Source organism: Pseudomonas sp. MWU12-2319, from assembly GCF_023242525.1.
Lineage (GTDB): Bacteria > Pseudomonadota > Gammaproteobacteria > Pseudomonadales > Pseudomonadaceae > Aquipseudomonas > Aquipseudomonas gingeri_D.
Window position 1 is genome coordinate 91510 of record NZ_JALJES010000003.1, and the last position, 24458, is coordinate 115967.

Below are 24458 nucleotides of genomic sequence, written 5' to 3' on the forward strand. Positions count from 1 at the left end.
CTCCTCAGTAAAGGCCGTGGGGGTTGGCGTCGATGTGCTTGGTGGTCACTTTGCCCCACATTTTGGCGTAGCACCAAAGGGTGTAGCAGAGGATCAGCGGCACGAAAATCGTTGCGGCAACCAGCATAATATTGAGTGTCATACGGCTGGAAACCGCATCCCATACAGTCAGGCTGGAGGCCGGGTCGATACTCGACGGCATGACAAAGGGGAACAGGGAAAAACCAGCGGTGCAGAGGGTGCCAACGATGGCCAGGCTGCTGCCCAGGAACGCGCAGCGACTGTGACCGCCGCTGGCCGAAAGCAGGGCCAACAACGCCCCGACTATTCCCACTACCGGTGCGATGACGGTCAGCGGGTATTTCCCGTAGTTCGCCATCCAGCCCAGGTTGCTCGCGGCGACGGTCTTGCTCAACGGATTCAGGGCCATGCCGGGCTCAAAGGCGGAGGTGATGGTTTGCCCTTCGATGCTGCCCAGCAAGAGCCAGAGACCGGCACCGATGAAGGCCAGCAGATAAACCGCCGCGAACAGCTGAGCAGCGCGGCGTGAACGCCGGGCAATATCTCCCTCCGTACGCATCATCAACCACGTGCCGCCGTGCAGGCAGAGCATGCTCAAGCTGACGACGCCGGCGAGCAGTCCGAATGGGCTGAGCAGTTGCCAGAAACTACCGTGGTAGCTGGAGCGCAGCGTGTCATCAAACTGGAAGGGCACGCCCAGGAGCAGGTTACCGAACGCCACGCCGAATACCAGCGAAGGCACCACACCGCCAACAAACAGGCCCCAGTCCCAGCTTTGCCGCCAGCGGGTGTTGCTCAGTTTGCTCCGATAATCGAAGCCTACCGGGCGAACAAACAAGGCAAACAGCACCAGCAGCAGGGCCCAGTAGAAGCCCGAAAACGCAGCGGCATAGACCAATGGCCAAGCGGCGAACAAGGCACCGCCGGCGGTAATCAGCCAAACCTGATTGCCATCCCAATGCGGCGCGATAGTGTTGATCACCACCCGTCGTTCGTTATCGTTGCGGCCGACGAAGGGCATCAGCGCGGCGGCGCCGAGGTCGAAACCATCGGTCAGGGCGAAGCCGATCAGCAAGACGCCAACCAGTACCCACCAGATCAGTTTGAGGCTTTCATAGTCGAACATCATTGTGCTCCTCAGACCAGGGCCGGCTGTGTGGCGTGGGCGAGTGATGCCTCGCGTTCCAGGTGATAACGACCGGTATGCAGGCTGCTCGGACCCAGTCGGGCGAACTTGATCATCAGGTACATCTCGATCACCAACAGCACGCTGTAAAACGCGACCAGCGCCAGCAGAGAACCCCAGACATCACCGGTCGAAATGCTTGAAGCGGACAGATGGGTCGGGAGTATTTCGCCGACAGACCAGGGCTGACGACCATGCTCCGCGACAAACCAGCCGGTTTGCGTGGCGACCCACGGCAGCGGCAGGCTGAACAGCGCCCACTTGAGCAACCAGGGTTTGCTCATTTCGTTCTTGCGGGTAGACGCCCAGAACGCACAGACGAACAAGGCCAGCATCAGGAAGCCGCTGAGTACCATCAGGCGAAAGGTCCAGAAAATCGAAGATACGCCGGGGATGGAGTCCAGCGCAGCCTGTTTGACTTGTTGGTCGCTGGCATCGACCACTTTGTCCGTGTATTTCTTGAGCAGTAAACCGTAGCCCAGATCTTTTTTCACGGCGTTGAAGGCAGAGACTGTCTGTTCGCTTTTATCCCCTGCGCGCAGTTGCCGAAGCAGGTCATAGGCAACCATGCCATTGCGGATCCGTACCTGATGCTGGGCAACCAGATCCTTGATGCCTGTCACCTGTGTGTCTAGCGATCGCGTGGCAATAATCCCCATGACATAAGGAATCTTCACCGCGTAATCGGTACGTTGTTCGGCCTGATTCGGCAGCCCGAACAGCGTAAAGGCTGCAGGTGCGGCCTCGGTATCCCACTCGGCCTCGATCGCCGCGAGCTTGGTTTTTTGAACATCGCCGATTTCATACCCAGACTCGTCGCCCAGAATGATGACCGAAAGAATCGATGCCATGCCGAAGGCCGACGCGATGGCAAAAGAGCGCCGCGCGAATCCGATATCGCGGCCCTTGAGCAGGTACCAGCTAGAAATGGCCAGGACAAAAATCGCGCCGGTCACGTAGCCGGACGCAACGGTGTGGACGAACTTGACCTGTGCCACGGGGTTGAACAACAAGGCGCTGAAACTGGTCAGCTCCATCCGCATAGTGGTAAAGTTGAACTCTGCCCCGATTGGATTTTGCATCCAGCCGTTGGCGATCAAGATCCACAATGCCGACATGTTCGAGCCGATCGCGACCAGCCAGGTGACCCCCAGATGCTGGACTTTGCTCAGGCGATCCCAGCCAAAAAAGAACAGGCCGATAAAGGTCGATTCCAGGAAGAACGCCATCAAGCCTTCAATCGCCAACGGAGCACCGAAAATGTCGCCGACGTAATGGCTGTAGTACGCCCAATTGGTGCCGAACTGAAACTCCATGGTCAGGCCGGTGGTGACACCCAAGGCGAAGTTGATGCCGAACAGCTTGCCCCAGAACCGGGTCATGTCCTTGTAGACCTGCTTGCCGGTCATCACATAGACCGACTCCATGATGGCCAGGAGGAAGGTCAAACCCAAGGTCAGAGGGACGAACAGAAAGTGATACAGCGCCGTCATAGCGAATTGCAGTCGAGATAAGTCGACGACTGATTCCGAGATCATTGGGGGGGCTTCTCCGGAGGTGTAGGAGGGGGGCCAAGCACGTGCTGGCCTACTGTGACGCCGTCATCCATGACCTCGACCGGAGCGCTGAACCAGATGCTTCGGATCCCCAACAACAAGATGAGCTTGATAAGCAATATCAGGCCAATTTCCTTCATTAATGGTTTTTTTAGAAAATCGAAGGGGCCTGGCATGATGGGCACTCGCAGGGATGGCGGAATTGTCCCGACGGCGAAGACGGCCAACCTTGACTCAGATCAATATTCTCGGCCTCGATGGGAGCGACGAAACGTCACACTCGGACAGCGGCAGTGCCCACTCATGCCAGGCGCGAGGACTTCTGCATCAGTGGAAGGCAATGATCTGCCATGGCGCTATCCGAGGGTTTCCAGCAAAATACGCCCTCCCGGATCTTGAGTGACCTCATCATGCATCGAGTCGGATTCTTCGTTTGCCATGGCCATGATGCTCTTGATCTTGCCGGCCCCCTTTCGGCGTTCAATCAGGTGGTCACCGCCGCCGGCCATACCCCCTATGATCTCCAGGTCATCTCGCAGGCAGGAGGGTCAGTGCCTGGCAATACTGGCCTTCCGATCGAGACCCAGCCGGCAGGCAGGCGCAGGTTTGACACCATCCTGTTCATTGGTGGCGATATCGAGCCGATGCGGACAGCGGAAAACATCGCCGCCGCCAAGAAACTGGGGGCCAAGGCCTCGCGGGTGGGAAGCGTGTGTACGGGAGCGTTTCTACTGGCGGAAACCGGCCTGCTGGACGGACGCCGGGCCACGACGCACTGGCTGTACGCCGCTCAATTGCAGTCGCGCTTCCCTGGCATCAAGGTCGGGGGGAACAGTATCTATATAGCGGACGGACATATCTGGACATCCGCGGGCATCGCCGCCGGCATCGACCTGGCGCTTGCCATGATCGAACGGGATATGGGCGCGGAAGTGGCGCGTGCCACCGCCAGGCTGCTGGTCGTGCCCTATCGTCGACCGGGAGGCCAGTCGCAATTCTCCGCCATGTCACAAATGGAGCCGGAGTCGGATCGCATCCGCATTGCGCTGAATTTCGCCAGGGAACATCTGGCTGAAGCGCTACCTGTCGAGCGGCTCGCCGATGCGGCCAGATTGAGCCTGCGACAATTCGGACGGGCCTTTCGCCGGGAAACCGGTGAAACGCCGGCCAAGGCGGTCGAGCGCTTGCGCGTTGAAGCGGCGTGCCTGCGCCTGCGCGATGGCAGCGAACCGATCGAACAGATTGCCCTGGCGGTGGGCTTCAGCGATCCGGAACGGATGCGCAGGGCCTTCGTCAAACTGCATGGACATCCGCCGCAATCGGTCCGTCGCGAGAGCCGATTGAGCGGTGAGCGCGGATAGATCGACGCCCTATCCGCGCGCGTAGCCTAGTCAGTGGCCACCAGGGCCACTGTTGTCAGAACCGGGCGCTCAACGCGCGTCGGGTTTCAGGGGGCCGTAATCACTCCACATGTCACGGTGCAGCTTCCAGACGCCACCCTGCTTCAGGAAGACCAGGATCTGTTTACCGCGAAACTTGAGCGCGCCACTGTGATCACGGACATCGGCCTCCGAAACTTCGGTAACCGCCTGATCGTCACCGTAGAACTCGTAATTGCTGAAAGATACGCTGCCAGGCTGGGATCCGGCATAGCCCTTGGCGAAGTATTCGGTGATCGCGCGGGCGCCGATAACTCGGTCGCCCCCGGGCGGCAAGAGGGCGCCATCTTCCGTATAGAGGCGACCTATCGCCTCATAGTCACCTCGCGCGAAGGCCTGCGCCCATCGGGCGTTCTCGGCCTTGATGGCCGCTTCGGGCGGACGCTGTGGTTCACCGGCGGTGGCCGGCAGGATAAAGGCGAAAAAGGAGAAGCCGACTGCAAGGGCAGCCGCACAAGGACGGATCTGTCGCATCTGATGATTTCCGATATTGGCTTGAATGGAAGAGGGCTGCACCCGATTGGGCAGATGCAGCCAATATTGCTTGCCAGCGTTTCAGCGAACGCCGGGTATTCGCGCGAGCCCCTTGGATGCGCCGGGCAGTACCTTGTCGACCATCGCAATGACTTCTGGTCGAGCCTCTCTCGGATGACCGGAATGGAAGGGCGGATCGGGGTCATATTCGATCGCAAGCTGCGTGAATTCGGCGGCCTGTTGACCGCGCAGCTTAGCGGCCACGCGAAGTGCGAAGTCGATGCCCGCCGTCACGCCGCCACCGCTCATGAATCGACCGTTGTCGTCCTCGACGAAGCGATCAGGAACAGCGATGGCTCCGTATTCAGTCAGCTTGTTGACGAAGGCCCAATGGCAGGCGCTGCGCTTGCCCTTGAGAATGCCCGTCGCGGCGAGCACAAGTGATCCATTGCAGACCGACGTAATATGCTTGGCGCTTTCCGCCAGGCGCAGGATCTGTGCCTGGTATTCCGGCCGCATCGGTGCCGACAAATCAGAGCCGCCTGGGACCAGGAGCAGGTCGGTCCTCTCAATGTCGGCCAGTCGTTCAGTGTTGCCATACACGACCCCAAATTCGAGGGTCACATTGCCGCCATTGAGGCTTGCATAACGAACCTTGGTATTCGGTAGCCGGTGAAAAATCTCGCTGGGGCCGGCGAAATCGAGCAGCGTGCCGCCATCGTAATTCACGATCAGAATATTCAGGGGTTCGTTCGGGGCCAGCTCTCCCCCGCTGCCGGCCTGCGCAAGAGCGGGAGCGGCACGGCCAAGCAGGGCTCCGCCGCCCAGGAGGGAGCCGAGGGTGACGATGCCGCTGAACTTGAGCACATCGCGGCGGGAACTCCCCGTGCTGAGCGGGCGCTCACCGGTGGCGTTGTTTTCGCTATGGTCGGTCACGATAACTTCTCCTTTAAAGTTGCGAGGCACCGCCATCGACCACCAGTTCGGTGCCGACCACATAGGAAGATTCGTCGCTGGCGAGATAGAGCGCCGCGTACGCAATGTCCTCGGCCTTGCCCATGTGGCCCACCGGAACCGCCTGGGCGAACTCGGCCTTACGCTCGCGAACCCACTCATCGGACATGCCCCACTTGCTGATCAGGGGCGTGTCCATCGCACCGGGCGCAATCGCGTTGAAGCGGATTTTCCGGTCGAGAAACTCGTAGGACCAACTGCGCGCCAGTGATCGCACGGCCGCCTTCGCCGCGGCGGTCAGGGAGATGCCATGCTTGCCGGTCTGCGCGACGAACGAGGTGTTGAGAATGACCGAAGCGCCCTCCCGCAAGTCAGGCAACACCGCCTGAAGCGTGACCACCACGCCCTTGACGTTGATGTCCATGATCTCCTCATAGAGATCGTCGTCGATGTCGTTGAGTGCCGACGGGAACGCTCGACCGGCGTTGGCAAACAGGACATCCAGGCCGCCGAACCGCTCTTTCACCTCGGCGGCAATCGCCCGCATATCCTTGAGCGAACGTACGTCGCCCTGGAGCACCAGCGCGTTCTCGCCCAGCTCGGCCTGCACACGCTCAAATACGGCAACATCGCGACCGGTCACCGCGACCCGCGCGCCTTCCGCAATGAAGAGCCTGGCGGTGGCGAGACCGATGCCACTGGTACCGCCGGTGATCAAAACCGATTTGTTCTTGAGCCTCATCTTCTGTCCCCTTCTCTGCCTCGTGATTGGCCAAGCCGAAAGGTCATGGCGTCATCACGGTTATGCGCATGTCTGCGCTCGATTTCCCGGGCAAATTATGGAAACAGCACCTTGATGGCGTAAAGGTCGTATAACCCTCAAAAAACGCCACATCGGAGGCATGCAATGAGTGTGAAATCGCTTTGCTGCGGGAGCCTTTGAGCCCCTATTCAGCCAAGGCGGTGAAGTATTGTTGCAACGCTTAGACGCTGTAGTGTCGAGGCCGAGTGAGGGGGAGTTGCATCCCAGAGGCGAGCGCCTTGTGCGGACAGGCGATCGGTTATCAGATCGAGTTCAAATGGGTGTTACAGTGGAGTGTAATTTCGAAAGATATTCCAATTTTCATTCCACATAAAAAATCAATATTAGCCATTAAATTCAATCGGTTAAGGAAGACATGCCACAAGAAAGGCTCGACCTGTTACGACTTCCAAAACCCATCCGAGACCCTGTCAGCGACCTGGTTCGAGCGCTCAATGCCGCCAGCACCGTCGCAGACCTGGAGGCTGAAAGGGCCATTCAGATTACGTTTATCGGCGGTTTGGAAAGCACCAAGCGCTTGCGGCCAGCCGATATCGAAGCGCTTTACATCATCTTTGACGATGCGGTGGAGGCGAAATTAAAGCAGTTGTCGTGAGTTTCAATCCACGTCGCAGTCAGTTTCCGCCCATACCCAACCCGCTGCTACCGTTCGGCCAGCATCGTGCACCGGGGGTCTGCAGATGTGTTTTGTTACTGTTTGGTTAGCAGTCTGTCTGAGATGTGTTGATCGAATCGTCGTCGACACCCAAACTTGGATTTTAGGTTTGACCCAAGGACAAGGGGGGCACATGAAAAACACCGAATTACCGAGCCGCCTCATCGGGGTTGGGCTCTACACTCCCGGGGAGGCAGCTCTCTACACAGGTATTTCAGCAAAGGATATCCGTCGCTGGATGTTCGGCTACAGTGCTCATGGGGTCGATCACACTGGACTGTGGACGTCCGAGTTGTCCTTCCTCGATGAGAACCTCCTTGGTTTCCACGACCTTTTAGAGATCCGATTTGTCCATGCCTTTCGGCAGCATGGCGTCAGTCTTCAGGCGATCCGAAGCGCTTCAAGACAAGCCCGGGAAATGTTCGATCAGCCATACCCGTTCACCTGCAAACGCTTCCAGACCGACGGACGGAGCATCTTCGCCACAGTCCTTGATGAAACGGGCGATGAGGCGTTGCTTGATTTGATTAAAAGGCAATGGGCGTTCAAACAAGTCATCAAACCCTCTCTCTATGAAGGTATTGATTACGCCGGTGAAGGGGCTGCACAGCGGTGGTATCCATTAAAGCGAAGCAAGACTATCGTTCTTGACCCCGCTCGAAACTTTGGAAAACCAATCCTTTCTGAAGTCGGGATTGATACGTCAGCGATCTACCAGTCCTATCAAGCCGAAGGGCAGGACATTAAGCGGGTTGCGACCATTTTCGAAATTTCCACTGCCGCAGTGGATGCAGCAGTAGCCTTTGAGCATAGGATTGCTGCTTGAACTTTCTGATCGATAATAATCTTCCACCCGCGATGGCCAGGGCACTTCATGAGTTGTGCAAGGCCGACGGGCACCAGGTGCTCCCGCTCCGAGAAAAATTCGACCAAGGTGCCAGCGATATCCATTGGATTTCTGAGCTAAAAGCTGAGGGCCGGTGGACAGTTGTATCTCAAGACAAGTTCACCAAGGGCGACGCGGAGAGAAAAGTATTTCGCGAATGCGGCCTACCTATTTTCTGCTTGGCAAAGCAATGGGGGCAGGAGTCCTATTGGAGCAAGGCTCAAAATCTCGTCAAATGGTGGCCGGCAATAGTTCAGCAATCAGAGCTAATCAGTGGTGGAGCAGCCTTCAGGGTTTCATGGAGATTTACCGCTCCAGGAAAATTTGAACAGCTAAAGATTTAGCCCGGCACAGCGCCGGGCTTTTCGTTCCTGTCACTCACCACTCACACCTGCTACGTCTTCAGGACCGACTGTGCGCTCTTGCCTAACAACACAGCCGAGGCTCCTGCTGGACACACTCAACTAAAAAATCCATCACCGCCTTGATCGACGGCGAGCGACGCAGATCGGGATAGACCGTCAACCAGAGATCTCGAGTCGGCGCCTCGCTGTCTACCGATAGCCGCTGAAGCGCAGGACCATTGTCGCCCACCGTGGTCGGCAGCACGACAGCCCCTACGCCAAACCTGGCGGCCATTTGCTGGGACATCAGATCGCTGGCTGAAAACACCACGGGGCGATGCTGGCGAATCTGGTGAAGCCAGGTTTGCCGCAAAGCCTGAACGAAAAATGGTCGGTGCTGCTTACAAAGAAGAACACAAGGCGCTTCTCCATACCATTGGTAACCTTGCTCCGCTTACCGAGGGGCGCGGCACTCCGTGGGTGAACACAAAGAGTGCTGCGCCGTTGAGGCAGGAATCTGATCGAACTGACGCCAGGAGGAAATACCGACGACAAGTCGCGCTGAGGATATAGGTCCCTCTTGGTATCGAGACGCCCTATACAGTCATGGATTGGGGCTGCGATACTCTTGAAACCCACACTTTCGACGGATCCGGAATGTTCAGCCACGTGACTGTTGGAACAAACAATCTCGACCAGGCCGCCGCTTTCTACGATGCGGTTCTGATTCCGTTGGGCCTGTGCCGGCGCACGGTCACGCCTGACGGTGGCCCACCTGCCGCTTGCTGGGTCATGCCTGATCGCACCTTGCCTCGGTTCTACGTCTATTCGCCCTATGACCGCATGCCGGCAAACCCTGGCAACGGCAGCATGCTGGCGTTCTCTGCCCCCTCTCAAGAAGCCGTGGACGCAGCCTATGCAGCGGGCCTTCATGTAGGAGGCGCTGACGAAGGAGCGCCTGGGCCTCGGCCTCACTATGGCGACGGCTACTACGGCGCCTACCTTCGTGACCCGGATGGCAACAAGGTCCATATCGCCCATCGTGGTGATTTGAACTTAGCCGAGTGACACCATCAGCATGCGCCAAGCCCTTCTGATCATCGACGCGAGCTGTGACCTGATCGCAATAAGACTGATTTGAACAAGGAGCGTTTGTATGAATAGCCATCACTACCTCTTGACCCTGGTGCTGCGGAAAAAAAGCCTCACGGGCAAGGATGTGGCGTTTCTGGTTTCAGGTACCCAAGTCATCGCCATTGGCGAGGCCAGCGACAAAGCCCATGAAACGGCGGTGGTCAACCTGCTGCACAATCACCCGAACACCAGCAAACTCGACGTTTACTCAAGCTGCATTCCGACAGAGATGTGCCTCGGCCTGTGCTGGCAAGCGCGCGTGAGCGCCATTGTCTATCCGAAGAACTTTGCAGCAAAGATCGTCTTACCGACCGATAGCGCTATCCGTGACGAACTGTCGCTGAACGCCGAGGGTGAACTGGATATTCCAAAGCGGATAACCGGCGCCGGCTGGCAAGCCAAGAAGCTGAAACTCAATACATTTCCCACTTCCACGCCGCTGTTGAACGAGTGGATCGAATTGTTCAACTCCGATGCCCTGGAACTCACCCCCACAGCCAATACCATATATACCCAGATGCATGGCTGCAATGCGGTCTATGACTCCCGGGTCAATAAACAACCCGAACTCGATATGCTCACCCGCGTCGCCTCCAGCTTGCCGCTACAAGAAGATGCTTGCATCACCGAGCAAAACAACAAGGACCGGCTCTGGATGAAAATCGCCTATGCGCTGGCAGGTGCCGCCCTGCCGCACAACAGGGGGGCCGGCACGCTCAGCAGCGGTCATAATGTCGCCGCCGTCATGGTGAGCAACACAGACGTGATTCTCGGCTGGGGCGTCAATATCAATGGCCTCAATGGCTGCTTCCATGCCGAAACCAGCATGGTGCTGGCCTACCTGATCAAGAACAATACCAGCGCATTGCCTGACGGAGTGCGAATCTACTCCACGCTGGCGCCTTGTCATATGTGCGCCGGCCTGATCACCACGTTGGGCAACAATGTGCCGGTGGTGGTCGGTCACATTGACCCCAGGATTAAAAATAGCGCCCTGGACCTGAAAAAGAATGGCTCGATACAACGCCTGACCACCATGATGCCCATCGTGCGCAAACCTGTTGCTACGTTCCAAGAGGCCCAGGAACGGCCCGAAGTAATCGCTCACTCGATGTGGGTCGCAAGCATCGTTGCCAAAACCGGAAAGGTCCCCACCACAGGCGACTGGCTGGACGCACAACATGCCCGTTCAGGAAAGAAAGTAGGCGTGACCACTTTCTTGCGCCAGGCGCCCGGCCCCACGTTGCTATTCCAATACAGCCTCACCAGTCTCAAGGAGTTGCTGGCCTCGCTGGTCGGCGATCCGGGCGAAAACAAGATCCTGGAGCGCGGCATTGCCCTGATCGAAAAAATCCGGGAAAAAGGCTTGATTCTCTGAGGCGCCAGCCCCTCTCAAGGGATCTCCCTATCAGCCTCCCGCCGATAAAAATTTCATAAATTTTTACTCGCCATTTTCTCTCACATTTGGTTACATTCGCCGAAATAACCACGGAGAACTCCTATGGACCCCAGCTCTAGTAGGCCGGTCACACTGACTGGAATGGTGCCGCCTGGCAGGTAGGACTGACCCTGGTTGATCTCCCCCCGCTCGAACGCCCCGCGCTTTACGCAGTTCCCTTCCGTGTGACCTCCAAGCAACCCGGACCGACCTCGGTCAGCGGTTGAACAACCCAATTTATTGCGCTTCCCGTAACGCCAGGAATGCCTGTCATTTCGTCTCCAACAAAGCCCACGGATTGTGGCCAGGAGAAGGAAGACCCGTGCTCGCCTGTCCGATGGGAATCGAAAGCGGCTGCCAATGCCACGCTTTGGAGGAACTCACCATGTCCAACTTGAATGCCCAATCCGCTGTCCTCGACAGCGCCCATATCGGCGATATCCGCGGAGCCTTCGGCACCATCCGCCATGACGATGTCGCCCCACGCAACGGCTGGATGCATCGCCTCAAGACCCTGATGGCCATCCTCGGCCCAGGCCTGATCGTCATGGTCGGCGACAACGACGCCGGCGCCTTCAGCACCTACGGCCAAGCCGGCCAGAACTACGGCACGCTGCTGCTGTGGACCCTGGCCCTGCTGATCCCGGTGCTCTACGTCAACCAGGAGATGGTCCTGCGCCTCGGTGTGGTGACCGGTGTCGGCCATGCCCGCCTGATCCTCGACCGCTTCGGCAAGTTCTGGGGCGCGTTCAGTGCCATCGACCTGTTTATCCTCAACGCCCTGACCATCGTCACCGAGTTCATCGGCATCAGCCTGGGGATGGATTTCCTCGGGGTGCCCAAGGTGGCCGGCGTGTGCCTGGCAGCGGTGTTCATCATGCTGGCGGCGTGCACGGGCAACTTCCGGCGCTTCGAACGGTTCGCCCTGGTCCTGGTCTTCGGCAGCCTGCTGCTGGTGCCGATCTTCCTGATGATCCACCCGCCCATGACTCAGGTGGCCCATGACTTCTTCACCCCGCAACTGCCGGCTGACGGCAAGCTGTCGGAAGTGTTGCTGCTGATCATCGGAATCGTCGGCACCACCGTGGCGCCCTGGCAGTTGTTCTTCCAGCAAAGCTATGTGATCGACAAGCGCATCACCCCACGCTTCATCAAGTACGAACGCGCCGACCTGTGGCTGGGCATCGCCCTGGTGGTGATCGGCGCGGTGGCGATGATTGCCTTCACCGCGCAGGTCTTCGTCGGTAACCCGGAGTTCGGCAACTTCACCGATGCCGGTGCCATCGCCGCCGGTATCGCCAAGTACCACGGGCGCCTGCCGGGCGTGCTGTTCGCGGTCGCCCTGATCGACGCCAGTATCATCGGTGCCATGGCCGTGTCGCTGTCGACCGCTTACGCCCTGGGTGATGTCCTGAGCCTGAAGCACTCGCTGCACCGCAAACCCGGCGATGCCAAGGGCTTCTACCTGATGTACTGCGGCCTGATCGCCGTCGCCGCCGCCCTGGTGCTGATCCCCGGCGTCCCGCTGGGCCTGCTGACCAACGCGGTACAGACCCTGGCCGGCGTCCTGCTGCCCAGCGCCACGGTGTTCCTGTTGCTGCTGTGTAATGACAAGGAAGTACTCGGCCCCTGGGTAAACAAGCGCTTCACCAATCTGGTGACCGCGGTCATCGTCGCGATACTCGTGCTGTTGTCCGTGGTCCTGACCTCGGCCGTGGCCTTCCCGGACATGTCCGGTGAAACCATCACCGATATCCTGATTGGTGGTGGTGTCGTGGGCCTGGTCATCGCCATCGCTGTCAACGTGCTGCATGCCCGTAAAGCCGTGGACGAAGCCAGTCTGACCGACAAAACGACCACCTTCACCCAGGAAATGATGAACTCCTGGCGCATGCCGCCACTGGGCCAGCTCAAGCCCATGATCCTGTCACAACGCAATCGGATCTGGATGGGCGTACTGCGCGGCTATCTGGTCGTCGCCATGGGCATGGTGATTTTCAAGGTGGTGCAGTTGGCGATGGCGTAAAGGCTTTGCACCGGGAATATGGACCGATGCACCTGACCGAACGGAGCCCTGCCCTGAGCAAGGCTCCGCTCGGTTGATCGATCGGCCTGCGGAGTGATGGAGATCAGCAGAAGGTCCTGGAATAAGACCGATAATGAAAGATTCTTCAGGCCGGGTCGTTCCTGTCGGCTCGATTCCCGAACTGTCATTCAATGATGTCATAATGACGCGCGACCAGTCGGTCACCGGGTAAACGCCAATAAAATTGCCGATGAAGTGCCTATGAACAACGCCAGAACACAATCAGGTTTTACCCTGATCGAAATGATGATCACGGTCGCCATTGTCGCGATCCTCGCCGCCATCGCCCTTCCGGCTTACAACAGCTACATCACCAAGAGCAACCTCAAGTCGGCCGAGGCGGATCTGGTCGCATTGAGCCTCAACCTGGAAAACTATTACCAGAAACAATTGGTGTACCCGGCTTCGAGCGCCAGCGGTGTCACCCAAATCCAATGCGTGCTGCTCGGCGGCCCATTGACCTGCACCAGCCCGACGTCAGGCTGGCAACCCAGCCAGTCCAGCAATTTCAGCTATTCCCTCAGCTCCACCGCCACGACCTATACCGTGACGGCCACGGGTACCGGCGCCACTGTCAGCGGCTGCGTCCTGACCCTGGACCAGGGTAACAATCGCAACCTCTCCTCCTGCAGTCCGTATAGCAGTTGGCTGTAATGCACAGCCGTGGCTTCACCCTGATCGAGTTGATGATCACGATTACCGTGTTCGCGCTTTTGCTGGTAGTGGGGGTGCCCTTGACCCAGTCGTGGACCAACAGCGCCTATCAGCGCGATGCCGCCGGTCTCTTGAGACAAGGGATCAGCCGCGCCAAGTCGATCGCCTTGCGCAACCCGGGCAAGGTGCAGGACACCGCACCCGCCGCCGTGCTGTGCGTCTCCGGCCAGAGCCTCAAGTTATTGAGCCTCACTCCCGGGCAGACCATCGATTGTACCGCGACCACATCACTCCTCTGGAGCGCCCCGCTCCCGGCCGCCGCCGTTATTCAGGTCGCCAGCGTCAACCTGGCCTGTGTCGCCTTCAACAACCGCGGTTTCGCGGTCAGCAGCGGCTCATGCACCACTGCTACCATTCAAGTCACGGCAGGCAGCGAGATTGCAGTCAATGTCCCGCTCATCTAGGTCGGTCGCGAAGCCGCAACGCGGCGATATTCTGATCGAGGCGCTGGTCGGCATCCTGCTGATGGCAATCATCGGCCTGGGGATCACCTATATCGCGTCGAGGGCGGCGGTGAGCCAGCGCGACATGAAACTGGAAAATATCGTGGTCAGCCAGATGCGCAGCCTGCTGGAGCAGAATGGCGCGCTGTTGTGCACGACCAACGCCGCCCTGCTCGTCGTGTCCCTCCCCACCCAGACCACGACCCAGCCGATCGTCGCGACCTGCACCAGCCCCGCTGCCGTCACCGTCGGCACCAGCGTCCTCACCGGCGGCGCACCGCAGAGTTCGGTGGTGCTGACCACCCGCACCCAGGACACCAGTATTTTTGGCGGCATCATCCGCGTCGGAGACGAGCCATGAGCCGCGCGCAACGTGGCTTCACGATGATCAGCCTGATGGTCGGCACGATCATTTCCCTGCTCAGTATCCTGGCCATGCTCTCGCTGTATAAAAACCTGGTCTATAGCACGGTGACATCGCTCCAGAGCGCCAGCCAGGATGGCCAGGTCGCCTCGGGCCTGCTGACGGCCCAGCGTGAACTGATGAATGGCGGGTTCTGGAGTGGCAGCCCCACCGCGCGCGCCACCTCCGATATCGACAACAATTTCGTGCTGCTGTCCGGCGCCACCCTGACCAATGGCACCCTGACCGGTACCGCCACCGCCCAGGCCAACTTCCCGACCCTGACCAGCGCCGCGCCGAACGGCACCACCGGCAACGCGATTGTCTGGTCCTATCAGACCAGCTCAGCGGCCGTAGCCAGTTGTGCCGGGCTGCTGGTCAGCAACGGCGCCCTGATCAGCATCAATAGCGGGGCCACTTGTACCCAGGCCTCGGCGCAATGGGGCAGCGCGACCTGGACCAGCACCACACTGATCGCCGCCGGCCAGGGCACCACGCCGTTCTCGGTCGGCTTCGCCACCTGCTGGCCTTACGGCCGTAACACCGACACCACCAATACCGCCTATCGCCTGCAAATCACCCTGAGCGCCAACAACAGCACACTGGACCCCAATAGCACCAACCCACAGCCCGCCTACGTCCAAAGCAAGGCGACGGCGTGCCTGATCAATTTCGAAAAACCCTCTTCCTGACCGAGCCCCCGATGCCAGCCCGATCGTTTTCCCAATCGCCGCGCGCCGCTCAACGCGGCATGGCCGCAACGCTGATGATCCTGTTCGTCGGCATGGCCCTGACCGTGACCGCCCTGGGGATGATGTACGGCATACGCGGCGCCCAGCAGCAGCAACTGGCGGCACACGCCACTTCGCCGGCGGAATCGCGGGTCTGGAGTGGCGTGGAATGGGTGCGCCTGTACTTGCAGGCGCAATTGCAGCAGGACAGCACCCTGGCCAATGTGACCCCAGGCCCCGTGACCATCAGCGCCAGCGGGCTCAGTGCGCAGATCATTTCCAAGGTCGCCAGCGGTAGCAGCACGCTGGTCACCGCCACCATCACCGCCACCAACAACCTGGCGACCCACACTGTGCAAGTGGTTTATTTGCTGACGCCGGCCAGTGCCGCGAGCACGGTCGCCAGCGGCAACCTGCCCCCAGCCTTGCAGTTCAACGGCAACTTCAACTACACCGGCGGCAGCCTGTCGATCACCAACGGCAGCACCCTGGCAAACATCGCCGTGACCGGCGTGCTGACCATTTCCAACGGTTCGACGGCCTATGTTTCCGGCTGCGCCAAGGGTGGCATCAACCTCAGTGGTGGCGGCATCGCGAACAACGCGACCCTCTATACCGAAGGGACCTTTGCCATGAGTTCCAGCAGCCAGCCGGTCAACCTGACCGTGGGCGCCAAGTCCATTGCGATTTCCCAGTCCGGTGGCAGTTACGTGGCGATCCAGGCAGGAGCGTTCAAGGCCAACGTGGTATCGGGCGGCTCGACGATCGGCACCGCCCTGGTCGGCGGCACGAAAAACACCGACAACTCGATCACCGCAGCCGGCAGCGGCACGGCTCTGATCACCCTCACCGACGGCACGGTCTATACCCTGGACCTGAGCAAGGTCACCCAAGCCAGCGGGGTCATCAACACCACGGCCGGCGCCGTGCTGATCTCCGGGACCAGCAGCCTGCCCGCGAATATTTCGCTGACCTACAACTCGGTGTACGGCGGCGATATCAACTTCCTCACCGGCACCGTCGGCACCTTCTGGGGCAACACCATGGCGTTGACCGGCTACAGCGCCACCTACACCGCGCTCAAGGCCAACAGTGACGTGTCTATCCTTACCGCGACGGTGGGCCAGTTCCAGGGCGGCGGCAATTTGAGCGTGACGCAATACAACACGCCGTCGTTCACTGCCGCCAGCCAGATCGCCGGCAAGCTGCTCAACCAGAACGGCACGGCCTACACCGGCGCCGCCCTGGCGAACCTGACGCAGAACGTCGCCACCGCCTCACCCGGCCTGCCCGGCGTGCCGTACTGCAACATCACCACCGTCGCGGTGGATGTCACTCCCCTGAAAAGCCAGGCCAACTATGTGTTCGACTTTGTCGGCAACACGCCGATGCTGACCATCCAGAACGTCAAGACCGCCGCCGGTACGGCGGTGCCGGCGGGCCCCTACAACCTGGCGACCACCGATATGCGTACCCTGCTGGGGGCCAACTTCCTGATCTGCAACTATGGCAACACCAGTTGCGGCAGCAGCGCGACGCCCAGCAGCGGATGGACCTTCACCGGTATCAAGGCCATGCCGCCGGGCGTGCTCTGGTTCAATGGCAATATCACCCTCGATGGCGTGCAGAGCCTGACCCGACTCACCAATACCGTGCTCACCAACGCCAGTGTCACCCTGACCAGCAGCGGCATGGTGCCCTTGTACTCGCCGAACTTCTCCGGCTATACGAACCTGTGCGGCGGGTCGTTCTACCCGACCAACCTGTGCAACAAGACAGCGGGGACCCTGGCCACCTGGACCGACGCCTCCAACGTCAGCCACAGCGGCCTGCCCATCGGCAACATTGCCATTGAAGCCAACAGCGGGCTGAGCACCAGCGGCTGGACCCTGTACGGTAACGTCATCCTCGGCGGCCTGGTCAGCACCTCGGGCGCCACCACCAATATCAAAGGCGCGCTGTCCACCGGTAACAATGGCACCAGCCCAACCACTATTTCCCAGGGCGGCATCGCCATCGACGTGTCGAGCGTCACCGCCGACCAGACCGTCACCACCCAACCCACCACGGGAAGCGGAGGCGGGGCGGTCCAGGCCTCGACGAAAGTGCGCTGGATCCGGGCGTTTTGATTATTCCTTCATGACGCTGTGTTCAGTGCATAGAACTCATGCAGCTTGGCCTGTAGCAACTGTTTGTCCGGCAGGCAATCAAGGCTGGCGACAGGCTGCGGGTATTCGGAGCCGATAAAGCAGAAGTCGCGGCCCAACTCGATGAGGAAATCTTTAAGGCGCGCCAGCAATCCCTGATGCAGATCGACCTCGGCATGGCTGCCGGAGAGGCCGAGAAACTCAACCATATAGGCATCACGAAATACCTCCAGCGCATCGGGGTGAGATTGTCTCAGCACTGCCGAAGCTTTTGCCGGTTGGGTCACGTTACGCTCGAACAACGCCGCCTTGAATTGGCGCTCCAACTCACGTTTCGACCACTTCTCCTGAACCGCCATACGCAGATAAAACTCTCGTTCTTCCGGGTATTTGCTCTGGCTGAAGATGATCAGATTATGTGACCAGGATAATTGTCGCGCCAGCGGCGCGACTTTTTCTTCTACACGATAAATCTCATAGAACTGGCGCATGCGGAACAAATTCGATCGAGTAAATCCACGTAACCCAGGTTGCGTCCGAGCCAGATGCTCGGCCAACTGGCTGACCACTGCATCGCCCCACTCGGCCTGTTCCAGCTTATGGCTGATATAAGCACCCACCTGCCAATACAACTCGATCAGCTGGGTATTCACCGCTTGCACGGCTTGCTGCCTGGCCCCGCCAGCTCAACGATTGTTCCCGCCGCCACGCCCGGACTATAGTGCCGAGCAAGTCCAAGGCAGGAGCCTACACAGTGCACTCACGTTTTCCATCACGTCGTTTCTCCCTTTGCGCCCTGACCATCAGCCTCGCGCTCACCGTCTGCAACGCACCGTTTGCCTCCGCCGACACCACCCTGCCCGACGCGCCGGAAATCGGCACGGGCTATCGCAACGGCATGCTCACGCAACACGCGACCCGGCACATGGCCGCGGCAGCCAACCCCCTGGCGGCCGAAGCCGGGCGCGAGATCCTGCGCCAGGGCGGCTCCGCCGTGGATGCGGCGATAGCCATGCAAGCCGTACTGACCCTGGTGGAACCGCAAGCCACCGGCATCGGCGGCGGTGCCTTCATCATGGTCTGGGACGGCAAAAAGGTGCATGCCTACGACGGACGTGAAACCGCACCGGCAGGCGCCACCGAGAAACTCTTCCTCAACCCTGACGGCACACCGATGGCCTTCACCCAGGCACAGATCGGCGGACGTTCGGTCGGTACACCCGGGGTGATGCGCGCCCTCGAACTGGCCCATCGCACCCAGGGCCGCCTGCCCTGGGCGAAGCTCTTCGCGCCGGCCATCCGCCTGGCCGAACAGGGCTTCCCGATTTCGCCACGCCTGCACAAGCAGATCGTCGCCAGTCCGTTCCTGCCCCACTCGCCCGCCATGGCCGCCTACTTCCTCAACGCCGACGGCAGCCCGAAAGCCGTCGGCACGACGCTGAAGAATCCGAAGCTGGCCGCCGTGCTCAAACGCATCGCCAACGAAGGCACCGACGCACTCTACAAGGGTGTCATCGCCGAGGAGATCGTCGCGGCGGTCAATGGCAGCACCAACCCCGGAACGCTCTCGCTGGCCGACCTGCAAGGCTATCAAGCCAAGGAGCGCACGCCGGTGTGCTCCGACTACAAACAATGGCAGCTCTGCGGCATGCCGCCACCGTCCTCCGGCGGCATCGCCATCGCGCAGATCTTCGGCACCTTGCAGGCCCTGGAAGCGCAGGACAAACGCCAGGCCCTGGCCGCACTCGGCCCGCTGAAAAGCTCAAGTCCCGCCGGTCTCGAACCGAGCCCGCAGGCCGTGCACCTGATCGCCGAAGCCGATCGCCTGGCCTACGCCGACCGTGGCCTGTATGTCGCCGACAGCGATTTCATCCCGGTCCCGGTTGCCGGCTTGATCGACCCCGGCTACCTCGCCAGCCGCGCGCGCCTGATCGGCGAACGCAGCCTGGGCAAGGCCGAGCCCGGGGTACCGGCCGGCATCCAGGTGGCCCTGGCGCCGGACCGCTCGCCGATGCGCATTTCCACCTCGCAGATCGTCGCCGTGGACGACCAGGGCAGCGCCGTGTCGATGACCACCACGGTGGAAAGCTCGTTCGGCTCGCACCTGATGGTCGAGGGTTTTATCCTCAACAACCAGTTGACCGACTTTTCCTTCGTGCCCAGCGAAGACGGCAAGCCGGTGGCCAACCGTGTCGAAGCGGGCAAGCGTCCACGCTCGTCGATGGCGCCGACCCTGGTGTTCGACCGCAAGAGCGGCGAGTTCCTCGGCACCGTCGGCTCGCCCGGCGGCTCACAGATCATCGAGTACGTTTCCAAGACCCTGGCCGGCCTGCTGGACTGGAAACTCGACCCACAGTCGGCCATCAACCTGCCCAACTTCGGCAGCCGCAACGGCCCCACCGAACTGGAGCAGGGCCTGTTCTCGCCGCAATTGGTGAAGGCACTGCAGGACAAGGGCCACGTCGTCAGCGAGATGGACATGACCAGCGGCACCCAGGCGATCATGCGCGTGCGTGATGCCAAGGGTCTGTCGTCATGGGCCGGTGGCGCCGACCCTCGCCGCGAAGGTGAAGCCTTGGGTGACTGAAACATTCAGACATACCCTGAGGCGACCGCTCTTCACAATATGTTGAGAAATCGCCCCGTATACTTTTTCAATCAACAGATTGCCTTGCGGCCCGCTTCCTCTCTATTCGGTATCACTATGCGAATGACACGCCCCTTCCTGATCCTGCTCTTGATGAGCGGCCTACTGTTCTTTTTCGGACTGGGTAACCATGAGCTGCAAGGCTCCACCGAATCCCGGGTAGCCGGGATCGCGATGGAAATGCACCTGACCCGGGATTGGGTCACCCCGCACCTGCTGGGCGAGCCCTTCCTGGAAAAACCACCGTTGAGCCTCTGGCTCGATGCCGGCGCCATCCAGTTGTTTGGCGGCACGCCTCTGGCCGTGCGCCTGGCCTCGGCCTTCGCCGGCCTGTTCACGGTGCTCGCGCTGTTTGCATTCCTGCGCAAGATCGGGCGTCCGAGCGTGCTGGCCTGGACCGCCGCCGCCATGCTCGCCACCATGGCCAGCTACCTGGGCAACGCACGCCAGGTCGGCGAAGACGCACTGCTCAGCCTCGGGGTGACCCTGGCCCTGCTGGCCTTCTTCCGCGCCACCGAGCAACGCACACAAGGCAAGCCAACCCTGGCGGCGTGGTGTGTCTTCGCCCTGGGCATCGTGATCTCGACCCTGAGCAAGGGCGTACTGGGCCTAGCCCTGCCGGGTATCGTGATTTTCGTCTACCTGGTGAGCCAAAGCCTGATCGACAGACGCTTCAGCTTCGGCGACTGGCTGCGCCCGGCGCTGTTCACCGCGCTAGGGCTGATTCCCCTGCTGATCTGGCTGGTGCTGCTCTACCAGCGCGGCGGCATGCAAGCCGTCGGTGAAGTGCTGTGGGCCAACAGCGTGGGCCGCTTCAGCGGATCCTTCACCGCCGCCGGGCACTACGAGCCGTTCTACTACTACCTGGCCAAGCTGCCGGAATCCTTCCTGCCCTGGAACCTGCTGGTGTACCTGGGCCTGTGGAACCTGCGCAAGCGCCTGGTAGCCAATCGTCACCTGTTGTTCGCGACCGTCTGGATCCTGGCCCAGTTCACCCTGCTGACCCTGGCTTCCAGCAAGCGCATGGTCTACCTGATGTCCATGGCCCCAGCCGCCGCCATCATCGCCGCCGAATACTCGCTGGTGATTCTCGAATGGCTGCGTCGGCGCTCGGCCACCTCGCCGTTCAGCGCCAAGCTGGTGAAACATCATCGTCCGCTGGCGATGGGGCTGATGGCACTGGTGGTCGTCGGCTACCTGGTAGTGGCGTCGCTGGAGTCGCGCTCCGACCTCAAGAACTCCTTCAAACCGCTGACCGACCAGGTCATCGAACTGCAGGCTCACGGCAAGCAGGTCGCCCTGTTCCAACCGGAGGAGCGACTGGCCTCCACCGTGTTCTATACCCAGCGCCAGCAGCAAGTGCTGATGACCGAAGCCGAGTTGACAGCCTTTCTCACAGCCTCGCCGAACAACGTGGTCATCGTCGACCAGGGGCTGAACGTGCCGACGCCGCCAGCGCCGATCAAGGTCCTGAGCACCATCACCATCGGCGGCAAGCGTCTGTATAATTTCTACGGCCAATAAATTGCCTCGCATGATCGAGCAGTAAAGAACCGGCGCCTTCGGAGCGCCGGTTTTTTTTGCCTGAAATCGACTTCACGAACAGGCAAACGACAAACAACGCTATCCTCGTCCTCACAACGCAGAAACATGCTGTATGACAAAATATCGTTCAGCTATTTGTGTTACCGCCGATAAAAGCTCTACCAACAAATTCAGCTGGCTCCAAAAACAACACCTTCCAGCCACCCGATAGCACGCAACACAACGTTCCTGGAGGAATTCGATGAATAGCTGGTTTGGCAATATCAGCGTCAACCTGAAACTTGGCCTGGGTTTCGGCTTGGTGCTGCTTCTGACCACCATCCTGGCCCTGACCGGCTGGAACAGCCTGGGTGGGCTGATCGACCGCAGCAACTGGATGAGCGACATCACCCAGCTCAACGCCTCGCTGACCAAACTGCGCGTGGCGCGCCTGCAATACATGCTGACCAACGGCGACGAAACCGCCGCCCAGAACGTCCAGGTCAACCTGCAAGCGTTCATCGATCAACAGCAGAAGCTGATCGGCAGTTTCAAGAGCCCGGAAAACCTCAAGCTGCTCAAGGAGCAGGCGGACCTCATCACGCAATACCAGCAATCGCTGAACAAGATGCGCGATGCCTATCGCACCGGTAACGGCGCCCGCCAGACCATGGGCGACAACGCCGATACCGTCAGCAAGCTGATCACCGCCATCAACGATCAGGTGCTGCGCATGCAACCTGGCGAGGAAGGCCGCTTCGAACGCTTCCAGGCCATCACCCGGGCCAAGGAACAGTTCCAGCTCACCCGCTATGAAGTGCGCGGTTACGCCGCCAACAGCAACCCGGACACCGAGCAGAAAGCCTTCAATCAACTGAGCGAAGCGATCGCCGGGCTCAAGGACCTGGAGCAAGCCTTCAGCAGCGCCGAACAAGGCTCCGTGACCCAGCTCGAGACGGCCCTGGGCAACTACCGCACCGCGTTGCAGGCCTACAAGTCCGCTAACGCCGCCGCCGTGCAGGCGCGCAAGGAAATGACCGACCAGGGCACCGACATCGTCACGCGCAGCGAAGCGCTGTATCAGATCCAGCTGGACCGGCGTGACAGCGAAAGCGCCCAGGCCCGTACCTTCCAACTGGGCAGTACGCTGCTGGCGTTGCTGGTGGGGATTCTCGCCGCCGTGGTCATCACCCGACAGATCACCCGCCCGATTCGCGAGACCCTCGGCGTGGTCGAACGCATTGCCGCCGGCGACCTGACCCACAACCTGGTGGTGACCCGCCGTGACGAGTTGGGCGTGTTGCAACAAGGCATCCAGCGCATGGGCAGCACCCTGCGTGACCTGATCAGCGGTATCCGCGATGGCGTCACCCAAATCGCCAGCGCCGCCGAGGAACTCTCGGCGGTCACCGAACAGACCAGCGCCGGGGTCAACAGCCAGAAGATCGAAACCGACCAGGTCGCCACTGCCATGCACGAAATGACCGCCACCGTTCAGGAGGTCGCGCGCAATGCCGAACAGGCCTCCCAGGCCGCCGCGGCCGCGGACGGTGAAGCCCGTGAAGGGGACAAGGTGGTCGGCGAAGCCATTGCCCAGATCGAACGCCTGGCCACCGAAGTGGTGCGTTCGACCGAAGCCATGAGCGTGCTGCAGAAGGAAAGCGACAAGATCGGTGCCGTCATGGACGTGATCAAGGCCGTGGCCGAACAGACCAACCTGCTGGCACTCAATGCCGCCATCGAGGCAGCACGGGCCGGTGAAGCCGGACGCGGTTTTGCCGTGGTCGCCGACGAGGTACGTGGCCTGGCCCAGCGCACCCAGAAGTCCACCGAGGAGATCGAAGGCCTGGTGGCCGCCTTGCAGAACGGCACCCAGCAAGTGGCCAATGTGATGAACAACAGCCGCACCCTGACCGACAGCAGCGTGGCCCTGACCCGCAAGGCCGGCACCTCACTGGAAAACATCACCCGCACGGTGTCGAACATCCAGTCGATGAACCAGCAGATCGCCGCGGCAGCCGAGCAGCAGAGTGCGGTGGCCGAAGAGATCAGCCGCAGTATCGTCAATGTCCGTGACGTGTCCGAACAGACCGCCGCCGCCAGCGACGAAACCGCGGCGTCCAGCGTCGAACTGGCCCGGTTGGGTAGTCAGTTGCAGGCGATGGTCAGCCACTTCCGAGTCTGATAACCCCAGTCTCGCCAAGCCCACGGAAGGGAATCTGTGGCGCCAATCAGGTCGAAGAAAACAGCACTGCCTTCCACCTCGTGCATCCACGAAGCTTTTGCCGGCTTCATGGGCCTCTTCGCGGCGGTCCGGCGTCCCGGCAAGCTCCGCGCCCACAGATGACCGCCTTCAGCCCGGCTGGACGTCGTCAGGCGCAAATCGCGTTGGTAAACACCAGCCGATTGCCGAACGGATCACGTAGCGTCATGTCCAGGCTGCCCCAGGGCATGGCCTGAATCTCTGGCGGTACATCGCCGCCGGCCCTGTCCAGCAACTGCGCCCTGAACGCTTCCAGCTCGTCGGTTTCAATACGCAGCGCCGCTCCCGGCGTGGCGTCGCCCTTGTGCTCACTCAGGTGCAGCACGCAGTCACCCCGGGATACTTGCAGGTACAACGGAAACCCGGGCTCGAAACGGTGCTGCCAATCGACGCAGAATCCGAGGAAGTCGATGTAGAACGCCAACGCCCTGCCCTCGTCATCGATATGCAGGACGGGAGTGGTTTTACCGAAACTCATGACGGGTCTTCCTGGCTACCTGGATCAAAGCGCTTCGGCCTCGAAAGCAGATTCTTTAATAGCCAGGTGCCATCATCATAAAAAGCGCGAAGTGGCTCGCAAAAACCACGTC

At 60.4% G+C, this 24458-nt stretch carries 23 protein-coding genes and 1 pseudogene; 15 read left to right on the plus strand and 9 right to left on the minus strand.

Annotated features, from left to right (window positions below; genetic code table 11):
• Positions 1-4 precede the first annotated feature (4 nt).
• The 3 genes from cydB to cydP are packed head-to-tail and all read right to left on the minus strand — an operon-like array spanning position 5 to position 2939.
• Positions 5-1147, minus strand: a complete 1143-nt coding sequence (gene cydB, locus M5C01_RS05985) for a cytochrome d ubiquinol oxidase subunit II (protein WP_100939627.1) — start codon at positions 1145-1147, stop codon at positions 5-7.
• An 11-nt stretch (positions 1148-1158) separates the two neighbouring features.
• On the minus strand, positions 1159-2745 hold the full coding sequence (locus M5C01_RS05990) for a cytochrome ubiquinol oxidase subunit I (RefSeq protein ID WP_103496162.1): 1587 nt from the start codon (positions 2743-2745) through the stop codon (positions 1159-1161).
• A complete protein-coding gene (cydP, locus tag M5C01_RS32950) occupies positions 2742-2939 on the minus strand; it encodes a cytochrome oxidase putative small subunit CydP (protein ID WP_152737643.1) in 198 nt (65 codons plus the stop codon). The genes M5C01_RS05990 and cydP overlap by 4 nt, the downstream gene beginning before the upstream one ends.
• Positions 2940-3113: 174 nt before the next feature.
• On the opposite strand from cydP, the gene M5C01_RS05995 reads away from it, so the two are divergent.
• The gene (locus tag M5C01_RS05995; RefSeq protein WP_248764286.1) at positions 3114-4124 is read left to right on the plus strand and encodes a helix-turn-helix domain-containing protein; all 1011 of its coding nucleotides are present in this window, start codon (positions 3114-3116) and stop codon (positions 4122-4124) included.
• Between the two features lie 69 nt (positions 4125-4193).
• Here the strand turns inward: M5C01_RS05995 and M5C01_RS06000 are convergent, their stop codons facing one another.
• The 3 genes from M5C01_RS06000 to M5C01_RS06010 form a co-directional block, all read right to left on the minus strand.
• Complete coding sequence (locus M5C01_RS06000) at positions 4194-4676, minus strand: nuclear transport factor 2 family protein (RefSeq protein ID WP_103496161.1); 483 nt, start codon at positions 4674-4676, stop codon at positions 4194-4196.
• Between the two features lie 81 nt (positions 4677-4757).
• Positions 4758-5612 (minus strand): DJ-1/PfpI family protein, encoded by an 855-nt coding sequence (locus tag M5C01_RS06005; RefSeq protein WP_178129780.1) that lies wholly within the window; start codon positions 5610-5612, stop codon positions 4758-4760.
• A 13-nt stretch (positions 5613-5625) separates the two neighbouring features.
• Positions 5626-6372, minus strand: a complete 747-nt coding sequence (locus tag M5C01_RS06010) for an SDR family oxidoreductase (RefSeq protein ID WP_152737645.1) — start codon at positions 6370-6372, stop codon at positions 5626-5628.
• A gap of 436 nt (positions 6373-6808) precedes the next feature.
• On the opposite strand from M5C01_RS06010, the gene M5C01_RS06015 reads away from it, so the two are divergent.
• The 3 genes from M5C01_RS06015 to M5C01_RS06025 all read left to right on the plus strand — a co-directional run bounded on the left by M5C01_RS06015 (position 6809) and on the right by M5C01_RS06025 (position 8338).
• Complete coding sequence (locus tag M5C01_RS06015; RefSeq protein WP_152737646.1) at positions 6809-7048, plus strand: hypothetical protein; 240 nt, start codon at positions 6809-6811, stop codon at positions 7046-7048.
• Between the two features lie 298 nt (positions 7049-7346).
• Positions 7347-7934 (plus strand): DUF433 domain-containing protein, encoded by a 588-nt coding sequence (locus M5C01_RS06020; protein WP_178129797.1) that lies wholly within the window; start codon positions 7347-7349, stop codon positions 7932-7934.
• Positions 7931-8338 carry a hypothetical protein gene (locus M5C01_RS06025; RefSeq protein ID WP_152737648.1) on the plus strand — a complete coding sequence of 136 codons (408 nt, stop codon included), beginning with the start codon at positions 7931-7933 and terminating at the stop codon, positions 8336-8338. The genes M5C01_RS06020 and M5C01_RS06025 overlap by 4 nt, the downstream gene beginning before the upstream one ends.
• A gap of 82 nt (positions 8339-8420) precedes the next feature.
• Here the strand turns inward: M5C01_RS06025 and M5C01_RS06030 are convergent, their stop codons facing one another.
• On the minus strand, positions 8421-8711 hold the full coding sequence (locus M5C01_RS06030) for a LysR substrate-binding domain-containing protein (RefSeq protein WP_248764287.1): 291 nt from the start codon (positions 8709-8711) through the stop codon (positions 8421-8423).
• 284 nt (positions 8712-8995) lie between these two features.
• Between M5C01_RS06030 and M5C01_RS06035 the strand changes: the two genes are divergently transcribed.
• From M5C01_RS06035 to M5C01_RS06070, 8 genes are all read left to right on the plus strand, one after another.
• Complete coding sequence (locus tag M5C01_RS06035; protein WP_152737649.1) at positions 8996-9406, plus strand: VOC family protein; 411 nt, start codon at positions 8996-8998, stop codon at positions 9404-9406.
• Between the two features lie 88 nt (positions 9407-9494).
• Positions 9495-10850, plus strand: a complete 1356-nt coding sequence (locus M5C01_RS06040; protein WP_152737650.1) for a Bd3614 family nucleic acid deaminase — start codon at positions 9495-9497, stop codon at positions 10848-10850.
• Between the two features lie 445 nt (positions 10851-11295).
• Positions 11296-12936: an Nramp family divalent metal transporter gene (locus tag M5C01_RS06045; RefSeq protein ID WP_152737651.1), complete on the plus strand. Its 1641-nt coding sequence runs from the start codon at positions 11296-11298 to the stop codon at positions 12934-12936.
• Between the two features lie 261 nt (positions 12937-13197).
• Positions 13198-13650 (plus strand): type IV pilin protein, encoded by a 453-nt coding sequence (locus M5C01_RS06050; protein WP_152737652.1) that lies wholly within the window; start codon positions 13198-13200, stop codon positions 13648-13650.
• Complete coding sequence (locus M5C01_RS06055; RefSeq protein WP_152737653.1) at positions 13650-14114, plus strand: prepilin-type N-terminal cleavage/methylation domain-containing protein; 465 nt, start codon at positions 13650-13652, stop codon at positions 14112-14114. Before M5C01_RS06050 ends, M5C01_RS06055 begins: the two co-directional genes overlap by 1 nt.
• Positions 14098-14514, plus strand: coding sequence for a hypothetical protein (locus tag M5C01_RS06060; RefSeq protein ID WP_152737654.1), 417 nt, complete (start codon positions 14098-14100; stop codon positions 14512-14514). The genes M5C01_RS06055 and M5C01_RS06060 overlap by 17 nt, the downstream gene beginning before the upstream one ends.
• The gene (locus tag M5C01_RS06065) at positions 14511-15248 is read left to right on the plus strand and encodes a hypothetical protein (protein ID WP_152737655.1); all 738 of its coding nucleotides are present in this window, start codon (positions 14511-14513) and stop codon (positions 15246-15248) included. The genes M5C01_RS06060 and M5C01_RS06065 overlap by 4 nt, the downstream gene beginning before the upstream one ends.
• Positions 15249-15259: 11 nt before the next feature.
• Complete coding sequence (locus M5C01_RS06070) at positions 15260-17416, plus strand: hypothetical protein (RefSeq protein WP_152737656.1); 2157 nt, start codon at positions 15260-15262, stop codon at positions 17414-17416.
• 8 nt (positions 17417-17424) lie between these two features.
• Here M5C01_RS06070 and M5C01_RS06075 read toward each other — a convergent pair.
• Positions 17425-18114 (minus strand): annotated as a pseudogene (locus M5C01_RS06075) (PDDEXK nuclease domain-containing protein); the annotation flags it as partial.
• Between the two features lie 74 nt (positions 18115-18188).
• Here M5C01_RS06075 and ggt point away from each other — a divergent pair.
• The 3 genes from ggt to M5C01_RS06090 all read left to right on the plus strand — a co-directional run bounded on the left by ggt (position 18189) and on the right by M5C01_RS06090 (position 23790).
• Positions 18189-20021 (plus strand): gamma-glutamyltransferase, encoded by a 1833-nt coding sequence (ggt, locus tag M5C01_RS06080; protein ID WP_178129782.1) that lies wholly within the window; start codon positions 18189-18191, stop codon positions 20019-20021.
• A 117-nt stretch (positions 20022-20138) separates the two neighbouring features.
• The gene (locus M5C01_RS06085; RefSeq protein WP_152737657.1) at positions 20139-21605 is read left to right on the plus strand and encodes a phospholipid carrier-dependent glycosyltransferase; all 1467 of its coding nucleotides are present in this window, start codon (positions 20139-20141) and stop codon (positions 21603-21605) included.
• A 262-nt stretch (positions 21606-21867) separates the two neighbouring features.
• A complete protein-coding gene (locus M5C01_RS06090) occupies positions 21868-23790 on the plus strand; it encodes a methyl-accepting chemotaxis protein (protein ID WP_103496145.1) in 1923 nt (640 codons plus the stop codon).
• A gap of 187 nt (positions 23791-23977) precedes the next feature.
• Here the strand turns inward: M5C01_RS06090 and M5C01_RS06095 are convergent, their stop codons facing one another.
• A complete protein-coding gene (locus M5C01_RS06095; RefSeq protein ID WP_152737658.1) occupies positions 23978-24346 on the minus strand; it encodes a glyoxalase superfamily protein in 369 nt (122 codons plus the stop codon).
• Between the last annotated feature and the right edge of the window lie 112 nt (positions 24347-24458).

Excerpts from the sequence above, each read along its gene's own strand:
- M5C01_RS06095 (WP_152737658.1), bottom strand. The coding sequence starts at position 24,346 with ATGAGTTTCGGTAAAACCACTCCCGTCCTGCATATCGATGACGAGGGC.
- M5C01_RS06015 (WP_152737646.1), top strand. The coding sequence starts at position 6,809 with ATGCCACAAGAAAGGCTCGACCTGTTACGACTTCCAAAACCCATCCGA.
- M5C01_RS06065 (WP_152737655.1), top strand. The coding sequence starts at position 14,511 with ATGAGCCGCGCGCAACGTGGCTTCACGATGATCAGCCTGATGGTCGGC.
- cydP (WP_152737643.1), bottom strand. The coding sequence starts at position 2,939 with ATGCCAGGCCCCTTCGATTTTCTAAAAAAACCATTAATGAAGGAAATT.
- M5C01_RS06055 (WP_152737653.1), top strand. The coding sequence starts at position 13,650 with ATGCACAGCCGTGGCTTCACCCTGATCGAGTTGATGATCACGATTACC.
- M5C01_RS06070 (WP_152737656.1), top strand. The coding sequence starts at position 15,260 with ATGCCAGCCCGATCGTTTTCCCAATCGCCGCGCGCCGCTCAACGCGGC.
- M5C01_RS05995 (WP_248764286.1), top strand. The coding sequence starts at position 3,114 with ATGGCGCTATCCGAGGGTTTCCAGCAAAATACGCCCTCCCGGATCTTG.
- M5C01_RS06010 (WP_152737645.1), bottom strand. The coding sequence starts at position 6,372 with ATGAGGCTCAAGAACAAATCGGTTTTGATCACCGGCGGTACCAGTGGC.
- M5C01_RS06060 (WP_152737654.1), top strand. The coding sequence starts at position 14,098 with ATGTCCCGCTCATCTAGGTCGGTCGCGAAGCCGCAACGCGGCGATATT.
- M5C01_RS06000 (WP_103496161.1), bottom strand. The coding sequence starts at position 4,676 with ATGCGACAGATCCGTCCTTGTGCGGCTGCCCTTGCAGTCGGCTTCTCC.
- M5C01_RS06040 (WP_152737650.1), top strand. The coding sequence starts at position 9,495 with ATGAATAGCCATCACTACCTCTTGACCCTGGTGCTGCGGAAAAAAAGC.
- M5C01_RS05990 (WP_103496162.1), bottom strand. The coding sequence starts at position 2,745 with ATGATCTCGGAATCAGTCGTCGACTTATCTCGACTGCAATTCGCTATG.
- M5C01_RS06050 (WP_152737652.1), top strand. The coding sequence starts at position 13,198 with ATGAACAACGCCAGAACACAATCAGGTTTTACCCTGATCGAAATGATG.
- M5C01_RS06090 (WP_103496145.1), top strand. The coding sequence starts at position 21,868 with ATGAATAGCTGGTTTGGCAATATCAGCGTCAACCTGAAACTTGGCCTG.
- M5C01_RS06035 (WP_152737649.1), top strand. The coding sequence starts at position 8,996 with ATGTTCAGCCACGTGACTGTTGGAACAAACAATCTCGACCAGGCCGCC.
- cydB (WP_100939627.1), bottom strand. The coding sequence starts at position 1,147 with ATGTTCGACTATGAAAGCCTCAAACTGATCTGGTGGGTACTGGTTGGC.
- M5C01_RS06085 (WP_152737657.1), top strand. The coding sequence starts at position 20,139 with ATGCGAATGACACGCCCCTTCCTGATCCTGCTCTTGATGAGCGGCCTA.
- M5C01_RS06020 (WP_178129797.1), top strand. The coding sequence starts at position 7,347 with ATGTTCGGCTACAGTGCTCATGGGGTCGATCACACTGGACTGTGGACG.
- M5C01_RS06045 (WP_152737651.1), top strand. The coding sequence starts at position 11,296 with ATGTCCAACTTGAATGCCCAATCCGCTGTCCTCGACAGCGCCCATATC.